The sequence below is a fragment of the Tardiphaga sp. 768_D3_N2_1 genome, from assembly GCF_052076105.1.
Lineage (GTDB): Bacteria > Pseudomonadota > Alphaproteobacteria > Rhizobiales > Xanthobacteraceae > Tardiphaga.
Genome location: NZ_CP197245.1, coordinates 789,583 through 806,403, shown reverse-complemented (window position 1 = coordinate 806,403; position 16,821 = coordinate 789,583). Strand labels below are relative to the sequence as shown.

The 16,821-nt window shown below is 60.8% G+C and carries 13 protein-coding genes; 3 read left to right on the top strand and 10 right to left on the bottom strand.

Translation table 11 applies throughout. From position 1 onward, the window contains the following. Positions 1 to 15: 15 nt before the first annotated feature. Genes AB8A27_RS03825 through AB8A27_RS03815 form a run of 3 tightly spaced genes read right to left on the bottom strand, consistent with a single transcriptional unit; the run spans position 16 to position 4,515 of the window. Complete coding sequence (locus AB8A27_RS03825) at positions 16 to 696, bottom strand: TetR/AcrR family transcriptional regulator (RefSeq protein WP_441240752.1); 681 nt, start codon at positions 694 to 696, stop codon at positions 16 to 18. Next, complete coding sequence (locus tag AB8A27_RS03820) at positions 686 to 2,434, bottom strand: hydantoinase B/oxoprolinase family protein (protein WP_441240751.1); 1,749 nt, start codon at positions 2,432 to 2,434, stop codon at positions 686 to 688. Before AB8A27_RS03820 ends, AB8A27_RS03825 begins: the two co-directional genes overlap by 11 nt. After that, entirely contained in the window at positions 2,431 to 4,515 is a 2,085-nt protein-coding gene (locus AB8A27_RS03815) for a hydantoinase/oxoprolinase family protein (protein WP_441244820.1), read from the bottom strand. Before AB8A27_RS03815 ends, AB8A27_RS03820 begins: the two co-directional genes overlap by 4 nt. A gap of 373 nt (positions 4,516 to 4,888) precedes the next feature. Here AB8A27_RS03815 and AB8A27_RS03810 point away from each other — a divergent pair, with 373 nt between their 5' ends. Further along, entirely contained in the window at positions 4,889 to 5,884 is a 996-nt protein-coding gene (locus tag AB8A27_RS03810; RefSeq protein WP_441240750.1) for an isopenicillin N synthase family dioxygenase, read from the top strand. 70 nt (positions 5,885 to 5,954) lie between these two features. On the opposite strand, the gene AB8A27_RS03805 is transcribed toward AB8A27_RS03810, so the two are convergent. The 7 genes from AB8A27_RS03805 to AB8A27_RS03775 form a co-directional block, all read right to left on the bottom strand. Continuing rightward, complete coding sequence (locus AB8A27_RS03805; RefSeq protein WP_441240749.1) at positions 5,955 to 7,364, bottom strand: amidase; 1,410 nt, start codon at positions 7,362 to 7,364, stop codon at positions 5,955 to 5,957. 60 nt (positions 7,365 to 7,424) lie between these two features. Then, a complete protein-coding gene (locus AB8A27_RS03800) occupies positions 7,425 to 8,183 on the bottom strand; it encodes an ABC transporter permease (protein ID WP_441240748.1) in 759 nt (252 codons plus the stop codon). 4 nt (positions 8,184 to 8,187) lie between these two features. Then, complete coding sequence (locus AB8A27_RS03795; RefSeq protein WP_441240747.1) at positions 8,188 to 9,003, bottom strand: ABC transporter ATP-binding protein; 816 nt, start codon at positions 9,001 to 9,003, stop codon at positions 8,188 to 8,190. 15 nt (positions 9,004 to 9,018) lie between these two features. Then, the gene (locus AB8A27_RS03790; protein WP_441240746.1) at positions 9,019 to 9,996 is read right to left on the bottom strand and encodes an ABC transporter substrate-binding protein; all 978 of its coding nucleotides are present in this window, start codon (positions 9,994 to 9,996) and stop codon (positions 9,019 to 9,021) included. 128 nt (positions 9,997 to 10,124) lie between these two features. Then, complete coding sequence (locus tag AB8A27_RS03785; protein WP_441240745.1) at positions 10,125 to 12,008, bottom strand: hydantoinase B/oxoprolinase family protein; 1,884 nt, start codon at positions 12,006 to 12,008, stop codon at positions 10,125 to 10,127. Further along, complete coding sequence (locus AB8A27_RS03780) at positions 12,008 to 14,092, bottom strand: hydantoinase/oxoprolinase family protein (RefSeq protein WP_441240744.1); 2,085 nt, start codon at positions 14,090 to 14,092, stop codon at positions 12,008 to 12,010. Before AB8A27_RS03780 ends, AB8A27_RS03785 begins: the two co-directional genes overlap by 1 nt. A 107-nt stretch (positions 14,093 to 14,199) precedes the next feature. Continuing rightward, positions 14,200 to 15,168, bottom strand: coding sequence for a LysR family transcriptional regulator (locus AB8A27_RS03775; RefSeq protein WP_441240743.1), 969 nt, complete (start codon positions 15,166 to 15,168; stop codon positions 14,200 to 14,202). Between the two features lie 318 nt (positions 15,169 to 15,486). On the opposite strand from AB8A27_RS03775, the gene AB8A27_RS03770 reads away from it, so the two are divergent. Continuing rightward, a complete protein-coding gene (locus tag AB8A27_RS03770; protein WP_441240742.1) occupies positions 15,487 to 16,107 on the top strand; it encodes a GntR family transcriptional regulator in 621 nt (206 codons plus the stop codon). A gap of 199 nt (positions 16,108 to 16,306) precedes the next feature. Then, positions 16,307 to 16,816, top strand: coding sequence for an ureidoglycolate lyase (locus AB8A27_RS03765; protein WP_441240741.1), 510 nt, complete (start codon positions 16,307 to 16,309; stop codon positions 16,814 to 16,816). Positions 16,817 to 16,821: the final 5 nt, after the last annotated feature.

Genomic DNA, 16,821 nt, shown 5'->3' with positions numbered 1-16,821 from the left:
CAATCTCCGGTTTGACTATTCTGTGTCGGCGCCATCCGCTTCTGCCGGCGAATTCTGCGTCAAATAGCTCAGCACCATCTCGACGACGTGCTGGCGTCGCTTGAGCACGCGCCGGCGCGCCGCGAGATCGCGGTCAAGCAGCCAGGACAATGTGTGCTGATTGGACAGGAAGAAGTAAGCAAGGCCGGAGATCGACATATAGAGATCGACCGCATCGACATTGGCGCGGAATACGCCTTCGGTCTGGCCGCGCTTGAGCAGGATCTGGATCGTATCGAGCAGCCCGCGATAGAGCGGCTTGATGGTACTCGATCTTTTCAGGTTCTGTGCGTAGTGGATGTTCTCGATGCTCATCAGCCGGATCAGATCCGGCGTGTCCACGAAGTGGTCGAACGTGCTGCTGACGAGCCGCTTCATGCCTTCGACCGGCGGCAGATCGCGCAGATCCTCGTCCTGCTGCTTGGCGCGCAGGTCGGAATAGATGCGTTCCAGCACCGCCAGATAGAGCTCATCCTTGGAGCCGAAATAATGATAGATCAGGTTCTTGTTGACGCCGGATTGCTCGGCGATGCGATCGACCCGCGCGCCGTTGAGCCCGTTCGACACGAATTCAATCCGCGCCGCATCAAGGATCTTGGCGCGGCTCGCTTCCGGATTGCGGGTGATCTTGCTGGGTGCCGCCACACTAAGCTCCATGGCGCCTTTCCGGTGTTGGCGAGGCGGCACGCTCGGATCGTAGAGCCGCAGTCGCCTCGACGTCCAGCACGCCATGCGGGCCGAATGTCACGGCATAGTGCTTTCGCGCGAACTCCGCCGTGATCTTGCCGTCCAGAAAGTCTTCACGCACATCAAGGGGATCGCGTAGCAACGGATTGCCAAAGCCACCAGCTCCGGCCTGTTCGTGGATCAGTAGCGCGCCCTCGCTCACATTGCGCGTGATCTTGCCGGGAATGGCCGTACGCTCGTTGCCGATCTCGATATAGTTGTTCGATCGGCCGCCGGGCTCTCCGTCATTGAGGCCGTAGGGGGGAAACTTGACCCTGTCGGTGCGCAGTTGCAGCAGCGCTTCTGGCGCCAAAATGCGATAGCTGCGGCGAATACCGACACCCCCGCGATATTGTCCTGCACCGCAACTGTCGGGCACGAACGAATAATCCTCGATCCGAACCGGATGTTCGGCCTCCATCACCTCGACCGGCATGTTCGAGAGATTCTGCGAGGCATTGGTGACGGCTTCGAGCCCGTCCTTGTCGGGGCGACCACCCCAGGCTCCGCAGATCATATCGACGATAATAAAGGGCTGGCGGTTGGGGCGCAGCCCGCTAATGCAAATGACACTATTGCCGCCCTCGCCCGCCGCCGGCACCTTGTCCGGCACGATTTGCGCGAGCGCGCCCAGCATGGTGTCGAACACACGATAGCCGGTCAGCGCACGGGCTGCGCAAGGCCCCGGCATGACGGGATTCAGCACAGAGGCTTCCGGCGCCTTCACCTTGATGCAACGGAAGAGGCCGACATTGTTCGGCACGTCCTTGGCCAAGACACAGCGGACGCTGAGATAGGTCAACGAATGCGTGAAGCTGAGCGTTGAGTTCAGCGCTCCCTTCACCTGCGGTGACGATCCCGCATAGTCGACATCAAGCGTGCCATCGCCATTGACGGTGATTGCGACCTTGATGGGGATCGGCGTATCGGAAAAACCATCGCTGTCGATATGGTCGGTGAAGTGATAGGTGCCTTTCGGCCAGGTCTTGATCTCCTGCCGCGTCAGCCGCTCCGCATAATCGAGCAGCTCCTGCATATAAGCATCGACATCGTCGGCGCCGTAGCGCTGCATCAGCTTCTCGAGGCCGCGCTTGCCGACCTGAGCAGCCGCAAATTGCGCCGACAGATCGCCCCATACCCGATCGGGCACGCGAACGTTGATCTTGATCAAGGTCTCCAGCGTGGTGTTCAGCACACCGCGGTCATAGAGCTTGAGCGGCGGGATCCGCAGGCCTTCCTGATAGATCTCTGTCGAGTCCGATGCGTTGGAGCCCGGTACGCGGCCGCCGACGTCGGTGTGATGGCAGATCACCACCGCGAAAGCGCGCCGCTTGCCGCTGTGGAAGATCGGCACGAACATGAAGATGTCCGGCAGATGCATGCCGCCATGATAGGGATCGTTCATGATCACGACGTCGCCGTCATGCAGATCGCCTTCGTACTTCTCCAGCACCGAAGCCATGGCTTCCGGGATCGCGCCGAGGTGCTGGGCAATGGTCTTGGCCTGCGCCACCATCTGACCGTCGCCTGCGCAGATCGCCGCAGAGAAGTCCATCACGTCCTTGACGATTTCCGAACGCGCGATGCGCACGACCGTATAGGCCATGTCGTCGGCGATGGAATCCAGGCCGCTCTTGATGACTGCGAAGGTGATCGGGTCGATTTTCATGCCTCAAACTCCAGCACGATGCAGCCGATGGGATCCTTGTGCACCCTGGCATCGGGCGGCACGATGATGGTGGCATCGAACTCCTCAATGATCAGCGGTCCCTGCCGCGGCGACGATCCCACAGCGTTGCGATCGACGATATCAACGGCGACGGCAGCCTCGCCACGCGCGAAGGACACGTCACGCGTTCCGGAGCGCGATGCGCCCTGTCGCGCCGCGATCTTCATGGCCGAAAAATCCAGACGGTTCTCCCGCAGGCCCCGGCCGGCGACGCGGACTTTCATCAGCTCGATCGGCGTGGCATCGCGATAGCCATAGGTCTTGAAATACTCGGCGACGAAACGCTCGCGGATTTGCTCGAAATCTTCCCCTTCAAAGGGGACCGTCAATTCGGTCGCCTGGCCTTCGTGGCGCAGATCCGCTTCCCAGAGGAACATCGTGCGCTCGGCCTGATAGCCGTCACCGGCGAGTTGCCCGGCGACCTGTTGCTGCAGCTCGGACTTGATGGCCTTGAGATCGCTGACCTGCATCCTGTCGAGATACAGACTGACGGTCTTGAGCGCAGTGTGTTCGATATCGGAGGCCAGCATCCCCAGCGCACTGAAGATGCCCGACATCGGCGGCACCACCACGCGCGGAATGCCGAGCTGGCGTGCGAGATCGGGCGCATGCACGCCGCCGTTGCCGCCGAACGCCATCAGCGTGAGATCGCGCGGATCGCGGCCTCGCTCGACCGTAACGGCGCGCACTGCACGCGCCATCGCCGCATTGGCGACGGCACGAATGCCATGGGCGGCGTCCAGCAGCGACAGTTCAAGCGGATCGCCCACATGGGTGCGAATGGCGGCCTCGCTCAGCTTGCGATCGATATTCAGATTGCCGCCGGCCAGCGAGGTCGCATTGATGAAGCCGAGCGCGACATTGGCGTCCGTCACTGTCGGTTTGTCGTTGCCGAGCCCATAACAGGCAGGCCCCGGGACAGCGCCCGCGGATTGCGGGCCGACGACGAGCAGGCCACCTTTGTCGATGCCTGCGATGGAGCCGCCACCAGCGCCGACTTCGGCGATATCGATGGCGGGCACCTTGAGCATATAGCCGCCGGCCTTGATGAATCGGCTCGATGTCGAGATGCCGTCGCGGAATTCGTATTCCGACGTCATGGTCGGGCGACCGTCCTCGATGATGACAGCTTTGGCCGTGGTGCCACCCATGTCGAACACGATGACATCGCGATCGTCGCGCGCAATACCGAGTCGCGCCGCGCCGATGACGCCGCCAGCCGGACCGGATGCCACCACCAGTACCGGCTTCTCGCAGGTGACATTGGCGGCCAGCATGCCGCCATTGGACGTCATGACCAGAATGGGCGCGGCCACACCGATCGAGCGCAGACCCGTCTCAAGCTTCTGCAGATAGGTGCGCATCGCCGACAGCAGATAGGCGTTCACCACCGTCGTGCTGGTCCGTTCATATTCCTTCATCTCGGGCAGCACCGCGCAGGATGTCGTTACCAGCAATTGCGGGAAGTTCGCCCGCAGGATCGCTTCAGCCTGCAATTCGTGAGCCGGGTTGCGGTAGCTGTTGATGAACGCGATGGCGACGGCTTCGATATCCTCGGCGACCAGGGCCTTTCCGGCTGCGATCACGCTGGCTTCGGACAGCGGCTCGACCGTCGTACCATCGGCCGCCATGCGTTCGGTGACTTCCATCCGATAGCGACGCGGCACCAATGGCTGCGGCTTCACCCATGTCAGATCGAACATGTCGGGCATCCGGATGCGCCCGATCTCGAGTACATCCCGGAAGCCACGTGTGGTGATCAGCCCGGTCTTGGCACCAGATCTCTGCAGGATGGTGTTGGAGCCAACGGTGGTGCCGTGCAGCACTTCGGCCACGGCGGAGGGCTCAATCGACAGCTCCGCCAGCAAGCTGCCCACGCCATCGACAACCGCCCGGCTGGGATCCTCAGGAGTCGAGGAGATCTTGCTCTGATGGATCAGGCCAGACTCAAGGAACAATGCGATGTCGGTGAATGTTCCACCGATATCGACCGCAACCCGGATTTTTCCGCCTGACGCCATAGCCACGACCGCCCATCCCGTCATTACTAACTAGTTAGTCAATAATCTTGACGAGAAGATGCGGAGTGTCAAGCTGCTGTTTTCAGCGCACTGCCCAACCTATAGGCTTGCCGCCTTGAACGCGTCTTGGTGAACTGTCCTCAGAGTAGAAGCGGTCAGAACCAGTGCGGTTCGGGACATTGCTCGGCAAAGATCGTTGTTTCGTTCTGGCGCCGGCAAGATGCAATTCTATCGTTCATTTTCCAGTCCGTCAGATCTGCAGCGATCCTGTTCAACGGGAGGAGCAGCGATAATCACACGGCATCATCATGCCGTTTAGGTTATCGCGCCTCGCTCGTGCAGTTTCGCACCTTGGCCGATGATGGAGTGTGACATGACGACAAAGAGCAATGCCGGGTACGCCCTCGACGAATTGAACCAGGAAACTAATTTTGGCGGTGTTGGTGGTCTCAAGCACCGGGACATCCCGCGTATTGACCTTGCCAGTTTCGAAGTTCGAAAGCAGGAGATTGCTGATCAGCTCTGGACTGCGTCGACTGAGATCGGCTTTTTCCAGCTGATCAATCACGGCATTCCGCAAGAGCAGGTCGACGAGGCCTTCGATATGACCGCGAAGTTTTTCGCGCTCGCTCCAAGCGTAAAGGCACAGTACCCCCTCGGCAAAGGCACCAATGCCGGTTGGGAGTACAAAAGCCAAGTTCGCCCATCCACGGGAACGGCGGACAATAAAGAGTCCTACCAAATCACTCTGCCCCGGATGGCTCACCTGTGGCCGACAGGTGACGAAATCCCTGGTTTCAAGGCTGCGATGCTGGCCTTTGAGCGCGCCAATTGGGCAGTCGGCATGAAGGTGCTGTCGTGCTTCGCACTTAAACTCGGCTTCAAGCCAGACTTCTTCACCGAAGCGCACGATCCGCAATCCGCGGAATATCAGAGCACCCTACGACTGCTGCATTACCTGCCGATGACGAACGCCAAGCCCGAGGATTACACCGGCTGGCGGGCCGGAGCCCATACTGATTTTGATTGCCTGACGCTCCTGCACCAACGCCCTGGTCAGGGCGGCCTACAGCTGTGCCCAGGCAAGGAAGCCGCCGAATTGGAATGGACCGATGTTGAACCGGCGTCGGGCGTCATCACCTGCAACATTGGCGACATGTTACGCCGCTGGAGCGACGACCGGCTCCTCTCGACTCTGCATCGCGTACGGATGCCGAGGGCCGACGAATATCTTGGCTCGCGCTATTCTCTCCCGTTCTTTTGCCAGGCGAACAAGGATGCGATGATTCAGGGTCCAGGCAAGATCTACGACCCGATCTCCGCGCACGATTACCTCCAGCAGCGTATCGCAGCGAACTTCGCACGATAGACTAAGACGCAGATCTGCGGAGCAACATGGGCATTCGTATCGCCGCATCGTGATAAAGCGGGCGATCCAACTATCGGTGCGGTGGCCAGCCGATCGGATGGGCCAGCTGCAGGAACTTCATCGCCGACAGAATGAGTGGCTCTTCGAAACGTGGGCCAACGACTTGAATGCCGGTCGGCAGGCCTTCGCTCGTGAGCCCTGCAGGCGCCGAGCCAGCTGGCAGGCTCATGAGGGTGACGAGGAATGATCCTGCGATCCAGTCGGTATAGTTGTCGAGCGTTCTACCGTTGACCTCGGTCGGAAAGTTCATATTCACCGGGAATTGCTTGACCGGCGATTGTGGCGTCATCAGGAGATCAAAACTCTCGAACAACCTGGCAAATTCGAGGAACAATTCCATGCGTTTGTGCTCGGACGCGGCAAAATCCAGCGGCGTAATCTTCAGCCCGGCCTTTACATTGTGCTTCAGGTTGATGCCGAACTCCTCGAGTTGATCGAGATTTTCATATTGCTGACCAACCATCCAAAGCCCTCGCCACGCCTGATACGGAGCCTTGCCATCCGACATATCAAAATGGATTTCCTCGACCGTCGCACCGACATCCCGCAACGACATTGTGGCGGCGCGGCAGATCACATCGATCTCGTTATCCACGCCGATCCCGGAAATATCCGAGACATAAGCGATGCGGAGCCCCTTCAAGTCCCGAACGCTGTCGACGATCGTGAACGCACTCGACCATGGCGGCGCCACTGAAATCGGCGAGCGTCGACTGAAGCCAATCATTGCATCCAGCATCAGCGCGGCGTCTTCCGCCGTGCGCGTCAAAGGGCCATGCACCTGGCCAGGATCCCAAGCCAATGGCATCGGATAGTTCGGGGTCAGCCCTGGTGTCGGACGAATACCTACGATGCCATTGAACGACGCCGGCATCCGGATCGAACATCCAAAGTCAGTGCCCTGCGCCAGCGATGCCATCCCGGTGGCAACTGCGACTGCCGAACCACCGGATGAGCCGGATGGACTCAGCGCTGAATTCCATGGATTGCGCGTGACCCCAAATACATCATTGAAGGTGTTGGCCCCGGCAGCGAATTCAGGCGTGTTGGTCTTGCCTAGAATGATGGCGCCCGCGGCTTTCAGCCGCCGCACGACTTCAGCGTCCTCCGTAGGGACGTGGTCTCTAAACCGCGGCGAACCATATGTGGTGCGAATGCCGGCCGTTGGCGTGATATCCTTGATCACCACGGGCAGTCCATGCAGCGCGCCAAGGCGATCGCCGCGCATCACCGCTGCTTCGGCATTTTCTGCCGCGGCCCGTGCGCTTGCATCGGCCAAAGTGACGATGGCATTGAGCTTCGGGTTGACGCGCGCGATGACATCCAGATGCGCATCCAGCACTTCGACGGGACTGACCGACCTGCTCGCAATCAGCGACGCGAGTTCGACGGCGGATTTACGCGTGAAGTCATCAGTCATGCGGTTTCTCATTCGTCATCGCGGGTCAGCGACCACTGGCGATGACAACGGTTAAGCTGGCTATTTTCCCGACCAGTGCACGAAGCGGCGTTCGATGGTCAGGAACAGCAGATTGAGGCCATAGCCGAGCGCGCCCGCAGCGAAGATGGCGGCATACATGTCCGGCATCTCGATCAGCTGCTGTGCCTCGAACACGCGCTGGCCCAGGCCGTCGGTGGAGCCGATGAACATTTCGGCCACCACCACGATGACCAGGGCCAACGACACGCCATTGCGGAGGCCAACAAAGGTCTGCGGCAGTGATTCCAGCAACATCACGTCCCACAGCACGCGAACACGCGACGCGCCCATCACGCGCGCGGCCAAGATCCGCGTCTTGCGCGCATTCATCACACCATAGGCAACGTTAAAGAGGATGACGAGCGCCGCGCCGAACGCGGCGACGGCGATCTTGGTACGGTCGCCGACGCCGAACAAGACGAGGAATAGCGGAAACATGGCCGAGGCCGGCGTGGAGCGGAAGAAGTCGATGACGAATTCCACCGAGCGATAGAGCCGCTCGGACGAGCCGAGCAGGATGCCGAGCGGGATGGCGACAATGGCGGCGATAACCGTCGAATAGATCGTCCGTTGCACTGTCTTGACGAAATCGATGCCGAGCTTGCCATTGCTCATCCCGTTCCACAGCGCCTTAAAGGTTGCCGATGGCGACGGCAGCAGAACCGGGTCGACGATTTTCAGCCAGGCCACCAGCGACCAGACTAGCAGGAGGCCAACGACACCGATCAGCGGCAGCAGGAATTCGAGACGTTTTATCATCGCATCAGCCCTTCCGCACTTCGCGCTGGAAGATTTCGAGGCAATGCGCCTTGGTGGTGATGAAATCGGGCTCGGTCATGGTCCTGTCGCTGCGCGGACGCGGCGCTTCATAAGGAACGAATTCGACCACCCGCGCCGGATGGCGCGACAGCAACAGGATGCGATCGGAGAGGTAGACGGCCTCTTCGAGGTCGTGCGAGACCAGCACCGTGGTGGTCGCGGTCTCCATGAAGACGCGCTGCAACTGCTCGCGCATGAACAACGTCATCTCGTAATCCAGCGCCGAGAACGGTTCGTCGAGGAACAGGATTTCCGGATCGACCACCAGCGCCCGCATGATCGAGACGAGCTGCTGCTGCCCGCCGGACATGTAATAGGGGTAGAGGTTGAGATCGATCTTGACGTTGAGGTTGGCGACGATCTTCTCGACCCGGCGGATGCGTTCCCCCTTCGGCACGCCGCGCACCTTCAGCGGATAGGCGATGTTGTCGAAGGCCCGCAGCCAGGGAAACATCGCCTCGCGATAGTTCTGGAACACATAGCCGAAATTGATCTTGTTCAGCGGCTGGCCGTCAAACAGTATCTCGCCGGAGTCCATGGGGTAGAGCCCGGCGATCATGTTGATCAGCGTACTCTTGCCACAGCCATTGGGACCGAACACCGACATCAGCTTGCCGCGCGGGATGTCGAAATCGAAATTTTCGTAGATCACCGCATCGGGAAAACGCTTGCTCAGCCCACGAATGGTGACATGGGGAGCGGTGCGCCGCGATGCCTCGATTGCGTTTGCCGACAATGGAGCCGTCACGATGCTTTGCATTCCGCCCACCGACGCTCAGTACTTGTAGAGATATTTGGTGACGTCGACCTTTTCTGGCACTACTCCAATGGAGACGCCGAAATCCGCCAGTTTTTGCAGGTCGCTGAGCTGGTTTGGCGACATGTCCTTGGTCATGGTGTAGCCGACCATCGGCACCATATCGACGACATTGTCAGGCGTGAACGTGTTTTTGGCGAGATATTTACGGGCATCGTCCGGGTTCTTGTTGATGTAGTCGACTGCCTTGGCCCAAGCCATCGCGAAGCGCTTGGCGACTTCGGGGCGCTTTTGGATGAAATCGCTGGTGATGGCGCAGCCGGCCGCATAGGCGTCACCCTTCTCGTCGCCGAGAATGTATTTCGAGATGACGCCAGCCTCGATGGTGCGCGCGACGCCGGCCTTGATCATCATCGAGGCCTGCGGCTCTAACGTATAGCCGCCGTCGAAGGTACCGGCCTGCAGCGCATTGACGTGTTGGGCCATGTCGAGCTGGTCGATGGTGTAGTCGCCATCCTTGAGGCCGATCTTGGCGAGCACGCCCTTGGCGGTGTTGAGATTGGCCGGCCCCGGCGCCGACATCAGCTTCATGCCCTTGAGATCGGCAATGGTGTCGGCCTTGACACCGGTCCGCACCACAAACTGCTCCATCTTGAAGGTCTTGTTCTGGCTGTGCATGCCGATATACATCGCCACGCCGGGCTTCTTGATATTGGCATTGAGGCCTTCGAGCGTGATCAGCACCGCCGAGACCTCGATCTGGCCGGTAATCATCGCCGCGACATTGGCCGGACCGCCCATCAGCTTGGTCATTTCCGGCTCGATATTCTGCTCCTTAAAGAATCCCTTCTCCAGCGCCACAAAGTACGGCAGGGACGAGCTCAGCGGGAACACGCCTACCGCAACCTTGTCCTGCGCCGACGCGCTTCCGTTGCAAAAACCAGTCAGGGTTGCTGCGACGGCCAAGGCAAATGTCAAACGAACCAGCGACTTCATACGTGCAACTCCTGTTACCAGCATGGCGAGCCCCCTCGCCTTGAACGTTCACGCCCCATGCGGCGGCTGCCTCATTTCAGAGCAAGACTCGTGCCGCATGAACTGATTCAGCGGCTGCCTTGTCGCCGCTACATCCGGGACCGAAATTCTCCACGCAGCATCTTTTCGTAACCCTCGCCGCGATCGATCATGGGCAGATCGCTTGGCCGCGCCTTGGCCAGCGTCGCACGCTTTGCCTCAGTCGCGGCTTCGTCGATCACCGGTTCGTCCGCCGTGCTGGCTGCCGTGAAAACCACGCCATAGTCCCGCCCCGCCGCGGCGATCGAGACCCGCCCTTCGATGACGTCGCGCAGCACCAGCGGCAGTTCCCGCGTTAACGGGTCGCCCCAGCCGCCGCCGCCTGTGGTGACCACCTGCACGACCTGGCCCTTCTTCACCTCGGCGCCATCGACCAGGCCTCCGAGCTTGCGAGCTTCGCCTTCGGCGTCCATCGTGACGCAGAACGGCTCGCCCGCCTTGCCACCCTTCAGCCCGTAGCAGCCCAGGCGGACGCGATCTGCGGTGACGATGGTGCGGCAATCCACCAGCGCGCGATAGTGTTTCTCATAGCCCTGCCCGCCGCGCCGCAAGCCGGCACCACCTGAATCAGTCGACAGCGCCAGTTTCTCCACCATTACCGGAAACCGGGTCTCGGTGAATTCGGCTGGTTGGTTACGGGAGTCCGGCACGATATGGATCGCGTCGTTGCCGTCGGCATAATAGCGGCCCCCGGACCCGCCACCGAGCACCTCGCGCGACAAGAACGGCTTGCCATCCGCATCGTTGCCGTAGAAGCCGGTATAGCGGATGGTTTCCTGATCCGCCGGCATCCGCCCGTCCACCGCCTTTGCCACCACGCCGGCCAGTAGCCCGAGGCTACGTAGCAGCACGAATGAGCGCGCATTGGTCGCCGCCGGCCATTCCGGCGTGATCAGCGTGCCCTTCGGCGGAAAGACGATCTCGAACACGTCGCACACGCCCTCATTGACGTGAATTTCAGCGGCACGCTCCGGCGTGTCGGCGAGATTCCGCAGGATCGGCGCGATCCATTTGATCAGGAAGGCACCGTCGGCGTAGTCAGTCGGCCAGTTGATCGGGCCGGTGGATTGCGGATCGGTGCCATTGAAATCCAGCACAATCTTGCCGGCCTTCTTGGTCATCTTGATCGCGATCTTGTGCAGCTTGGGATCAGTCAGACCATCGTGTTCGACATAGTCCTCCCACGCATATTCGCCATCCGCGATCTTGCTCAGCAACTCGTTGCGGTAGATGTCGCGGCACTTGTCCAGGATGGCCTGAAAACAGGCCTCGACCTGGTCCTTGCCGAAACGCTCGAACAATCCCTGCATACGGCGCGCGCCCATCAGGCAGGCCTGCACCTCGCTGTCGAGATCCGCGGAGAGCATTTCCGGCACGCGGGTGTTGCGCTTGATGATGGTGAAAACAGCATCGTTCTTGACGCCCTCGCTGTAGATCTTCACCGGCGGAATCGCCATGCCTTCCTCGAACACCGTGGCAGCCGTGCCGGGCATCGAGCCAGGTACCTTGCCGCCGACGTCGTCGTGATGGCCGAATGCCTGGATATAGGCGACCACGATGCCTTCGTGGAACACCGGCACCGTACTGCAGAGATCTGGCAGATGGCCGATCGAGCCCTCGGTCAGATAGGTGTCGTTCATCAGGAACACGTCGCCGGGCTTCATGGTTTCCGGCGGGAAGTCACGAACGACTGCATTCGGCATCGCCGAATAGGAACGCCCGGTCAGCTTGCGGCAATAGCGATCGAACAGGCCGACGCGATAGTCGTGCGCTTCGCGGATCATCGGCGAGCGTGCGGTACGCTCGATGGCGTATTCGATTTCCGCCTCGATGGAATTCAGCGTGCCTTCGACGATCTGCAACACGATCGGGTCGACATGGACGACGTCACGCGCGGGCGCAGTGGGCCAGGGATGCCTGCTATGCTGGTTCATCACATCGCCTCCTTCGACGACAGCGGACGGATCACGAGAATGCCGTGCGGATCGACCTCGACATACTGTTTGGGAAAGACCATCGTTGTGGAGCCGAACTCCTCGACGACGGCGGGACCGGCAATCTTTGCGCCGGGCGGCAGCGTCGCACGGTCATAGAGCGGCGTATCGACGAAGCCGGATTCGAAATAAACCGGACGCGTACCTTTCGCTGCAAACGTGCCGTCGCCTGCGGCGAGCTTCGGCATCTGCGGCCGATCGATCACGCCGAAACCGGAGACGCAGAGGTTGACGAGTTCGATCTTCTGCTGGCTCGCATAGTCGTAGCCGAAGGTCTTCCTATGCGCGGTGTGGAATGCGCCGGTGAGACCCGCAAGGAACGCCGCGTCCGTGGGTCCTGCAGGCGCGGTGACCCGCACCTCCATCGACTGCCCGGCGTAGCGAAGGTCTGCCTCGCGCACCAACCGTATCTGCGAGGCAGGAATGCCATCGCGCTCGAGATTGGCAACGGCTTCTTTTTCCAGTGCCGCATAGCGCTGCGCGATATCGGCAAGGTCGATGGCGTCCTCATGCATCACCTTGGTGACCATGTGGTCGGTGCGCCAGTCCACTGCAAGCAGGCCAAAGGCGGAGAGATTGCCGGGATTCGGCGGCACGATACAGGCCTTCATCCCGAGCAGATCCATCACCGCCGGCGACTGTACCGGGCCTGCACCACCGAATGACAGCAGCGCGAAGGTGCGCGGATCGATGCCCCGCTGGATGGTCATCTGACGGATCGCATTGGCCTGCGCCCAGTTGGCGATCTCGATGATACCCAGAGCGAGTTGTTCCGCGGTCATGTTACCCGGCAGCCTTGAAGCCAGCGCGGCGATGCCGGCGCGAGCGCGCGCGACATCGAGCGCGATGCCGCCGCCGATCAACGCCGGGGGCAGTCGCCCCAGTACCAGATTGGCGTCGGTGATCGCGGGCTCATTGCCGCCGTTCGGATAGCACATCGGCCCCGGCACCGCGCCGGCGCTGCGCGGCCCTACCTTGAGGTGCCCTTCGCGACTGATCCAGGCGATCGAACCACCACCAATGCCGATGGTGGAGATGTCGATCATCGGGATGCGAACCGGAAACTGCCCAACCGAACCGCCGTTGGTGAGTTGCGGCTTGGCGTTTTCGATCAGGCAAAAGTCGGTCGAAGTCCCGCCTGCATCCAGCGTCACCAGATCGGGAAAGCCGGCGATATCGGCAATGACCGCGCTCCCGAGAGCGCCTGCCGCGGGGCCGGAAAGCGCTGTCGTGATCGGCTTGCGCAGGATCTGTTCGGAACTGGCAACGCCGCCGCTCGACTGCATGACCAGGAACGGCACGCTCTGCAGCGGACCCAACTCGTCATGCACGCGCTTCAGATAACGGTCGAGATAGGGCTTTACGAACGCATCGACCAGGGTTGTGACCGCGCGCTCGTATTCGCGATATTCCGGCAACACGACACAGGACAGCGACAACGTCGCTTCGGGATATTCCTCGGCGACGATCTCGGCGACGCGACGCTCGTGGCTATCGTTAGCGTAGGAGTGCATCAGGCAAATGCCGATCGCCTGGACCTTATGCTTGCGATAGAAGCGTGCGGCCTCCCGCACCATGGCTTCATCGAGGGGACGCAACTCATTGCCTTTGAAGTCAAAGCGACCGCCGACCTCGCGTACGAATTGCAGCGGCACCAGCCGCTCCGGCTTCACCCAGAAATAGGAATTGCCGTAACCATCAGGCACAGACTGTCGCGCAATTTCGAGCAAATGGCGGAAGCCCGAGGTGACGATCAGCCCCAGCGATTCGATGCCGCCCTGCAGCAGTGCGTTGGTGGCGACAGTCGTCCCGTGAGCCAGCCCGGCAACATCTGCCGGCCCGGCACCCGCCCGCGCGAGAATGTCGTTGACGCCGCGCACCAGACCGATCGCTGGATTGGACGGCGTGCTCGACACCTTGGTGACCGCCATCGCACCGGTGGCAGCATCCACCGACACGATGTCGGTAAAGGTCCCTCCGGTATCGATTCCGATACGAAAACGAGGAGCGCCGGTTTGAGACATGCTGACAACTTCCGATGTGAAGATGTGCCAGCATGGGTCCGCGGCCGCTGCGGAGTCAAAATCCGATTATCGATGGAGCCATCGGAAAAACAGATAGCTCCCTTCTTTCAGCCTTTCAGCATCTCGAGCATCTTCTGGAGCGCAGTTTCCTTGCGCCGGGACATTGGCTGACGCCTACGAAACAGGCTGAATGCAACATTTCGCGCCGGCGCGATCGGCATCGCCTTCAACAGACCGAGTGCAACTTCATTGGCGACGCAGGCACGCGGCACGATGGCGATGCCCCCGCCGGACTGCACGATGATCTTGATGGTCTCGATGTTATCGACGACAGCGATCACGTTCGGACGCATGCCGAGGTCCGTGAACAGCGACATCACCACCTGACCGTAGCCGACGGTGAGTTCGCTCATGATCAACGGCTCGGCCAGAAGACGACCGATATCGACCGGCTGCTTGCCGCGCCCGAGCGGATGTTTGACCGGAACGATCAGCGCCATTTCGGCATCGACCAGCCGGTCAACCACCAGCCCGGAAGGCAACCGGTCCGGATCCGACTCGATGGCCAGGCCGGCATCGATCCGTTCCTCATGCAGTTCCGTGAAGATGTTGCGCGTTGGAGCCGTGATGATTTCGAGCCGCGCCCCCGGGAGCTGGCCTTTGAGGTCGGCGAAAAGACGCGGCATGAAGATCTGCGCCATGCCCGAGCCCATCCCAATTGTCAGCGTGTCGAGCACCGCTCCGCGCAGTCGCCGCGCGGTATCGGACAGGCTCAGGAGATCGCCGACCACGCGTTCGGATTCATAGAGAAAGGTACGCCCGCGATCAGTCGCTTCGATGCCCCGCGAGGTCCGCGTGAATAGATCGAAACCCACTTCCTCCTCGAGCAGCCTGACTTGTTCGCTGACGGCCGACTGCGAGATGTTCAGCCGCTTCGCGGCTCGGGTAAAGCTGCGTTCCTTCGACACCGAAAGAGCATAGCGTAACTGCCGGAAATCCAACGTGTTATGCCCCTCGCCTGCGCATCGACGCCTGTCGGATCGAGCGTCACCTGCATCGCAAACAACATAGCACATTTGACGTGCGCAGCTCTTCTGTATGCAATTTATATCAGAGAGTGCACAATCCGCTTGATCTGGCACGCAGCAGTTCGACAAGGACGTCTCGATGTTGCGCGACGAAGTCTTGCATAAAAGGGGCCGCCAATTGAGAATGGGTGGCTCATCCAGAGCTTCGGCTTGGCCAGCGGCGAGAACGTAGCGTACGTCTACCGATATGGCGGCATTTCCATCCAATCGTCGAAAGCAATGTCCGTGCCTTCTGTCAGCAAAGCAAAGAAATCAACCAGCAAACGCCCGGCACGGACCAATGGCAGCATAACAGACGCAACCTATTTGAAGCTGCACAACCTGATCGAGTCGCGACAGCTGCAGCCCGGTGAGGTGATCGAAGAGCGCCGGCTTGCACTGCGGCTGAAAGTCTCGCGGACACCGCTGCGGGCAGGCATCAGCCGGTTGCTGGGCGAAGGCCGGCTCGAGCAATTGTCCAACGGCACCGTAGTGGTCCGCACAATCGAGATGGCGGAATTGCTCGAATTGGTCCATCTCCGCATGGTACTGGAGAGCGAAGCGACGTTCATTGCGGCGACCCGCATCGCACTGGATATCCTTGCACCGATCAGGGCCTCGCTGGAGAAGATCATTGCTGCGTCGACAGTGTCCGGGACGGCTCACTGGACCCTCGACGATGAAATTCATGACCAGATCGCGCGGCATTGCGGCAATCGCTCGCTTGAGAAGCTGATTGGAGAAATCCGGCAGAAGATCCGGATGTGCAATGTGGAGCGCAACCCCGGCCGGCTGCTGCCCGCCACCCGCGAGCATCTGGCGATTATCGATGCCATCATCGATCGAGATGCCGCCGCAGCCCGTCAGGCGATGATCCTGCATCTCACTAATGTGCGGCAGGGATTGCTCGAACGGTTCGGGATCTTCCTGCCCGAGCCTCACGGCTAGGCCACGATCAGGCAGAATCCCTGCGGCTGCATGTCCGAAAATTCTGCAGCTGCCCGCAATTTTGTCGGACTCCGTCCAAATTTAACGCAGCTTCCCGGGCTTCGCAGCTTGACTGAAATCAGCATGGGCGGTTCACTGGTATACCATTGGAATATCGGGCCGCTTCGCAGCAGGCCGACGAACCAGATGTACCGCCTGAATGACGCCGAACCACACTGCTTCCCATACCGTCGCGGCCGAATCGCTCTCCCCGGCCGCCTTTGCCGCCTTCGGCGATGTAGCCGAGCGACCGATCGACGTGCGCCGGCGCTATCTTCCGACATCGGACGATCGCGCCGAGGACGCCGCCATCTTTTCCTTCTGGATCAGCAGCGCCGCCAGGCTCGGCAGTCTGCCCCTGCCAATCACGACGCTGGAGCGTCATCCGTTCTCCGCCCAGACCTTCATACCGCTCGGCAGCAGCCAATATCTGGCGATCGTGTGCCATGCCGGCCCGGATGGCCTGCCTGATGTGGCCACCCTGCGTTGCTTCATCGCCGGAGCGCATCAAAGCGTCACCTTCGCCCGCAATGTCTGGCATCATCCCATGACCGTCCTCGGCGCGGCCATGGAATTCGCTGTCGCCATGGGCATGACAGGCCGGCAGGACGACGACGTGTTCGTCGATATCGCTGGCGACGTTCGCGCCGTGATGCCGCAGAGCGCATAGGGATC

Bases quoted from the DNA above. Each gene is read 5' to 3' on its own strand.
- AB8A27_RS03815 (WP_441244820.1), bottom strand. From the start codon at position 4,515: ATGGCGTCAGGCGGAAAAATCCGGGTTGCGGTCGATATCGGTGGAACA.
- AB8A27_RS03780 (WP_441240744.1), bottom strand. From the start codon at position 14,092: ATGTCTCAAACCGGCGCTCCTCGTTTTCGTATCGGAATCGATACCGGA.
- AB8A27_RS03825 (WP_441240752.1), bottom strand. From the start codon at position 696: ATGGAGCTTAGTGTGGCGGCACCCAGCAAGATCACCCGCAATCCGGAA.
- AB8A27_RS03795 (WP_441240747.1), bottom strand. From the start codon at position 9,003: ATGCAAAGCATCGTGACGGCTCCATTGTCGGCAAACGCAATCGAGGCA.
- AB8A27_RS03775 (WP_441240743.1), bottom strand. From the start codon at position 15,168: ATGTGCTATGTTGTTTGCGATGCAGGTGACGCTCGATCCGACAGGCGT.
- AB8A27_RS03810 (WP_441240750.1), top strand. From the start codon at position 4,889: ATGACGACAAAGAGCAATGCCGGGTACGCCCTCGACGAATTGAACCAG.
- AB8A27_RS03800 (WP_441240748.1), bottom strand. From the start codon at position 8,183: ATGATAAAACGTCTCGAATTCCTGCTGCCGCTGATCGGTGTCGTTGGC.
- AB8A27_RS03820 (WP_441240751.1), bottom strand. From the start codon at position 2,434: ATGAAAATCGACCCGATCACCTTCGCAGTCATCAAGAGCGGCCTGGAT.
- AB8A27_RS03785 (WP_441240745.1), bottom strand. From the start codon at position 12,008: ATGAACCAGCATAGCAGGCATCCCTGGCCCACTGCGCCCGCGCGTGAC.
- AB8A27_RS03805 (WP_441240749.1), bottom strand. From the start codon at position 7,364: ATGACTGATGACTTCACGCGTAAATCCGCCGTCGAACTCGCGTCGCTG.
- AB8A27_RS03765 (WP_441240741.1), top strand. From the start codon at position 16,307: ATGACGCCGAACCACACTGCTTCCCATACCGTCGCGGCCGAATCGCTC.
- AB8A27_RS03790 (WP_441240746.1), bottom strand. From the start codon at position 9,996: ATGAAGTCGCTGGTTCGTTTGACATTTGCCTTGGCCGTCGCAGCAACC.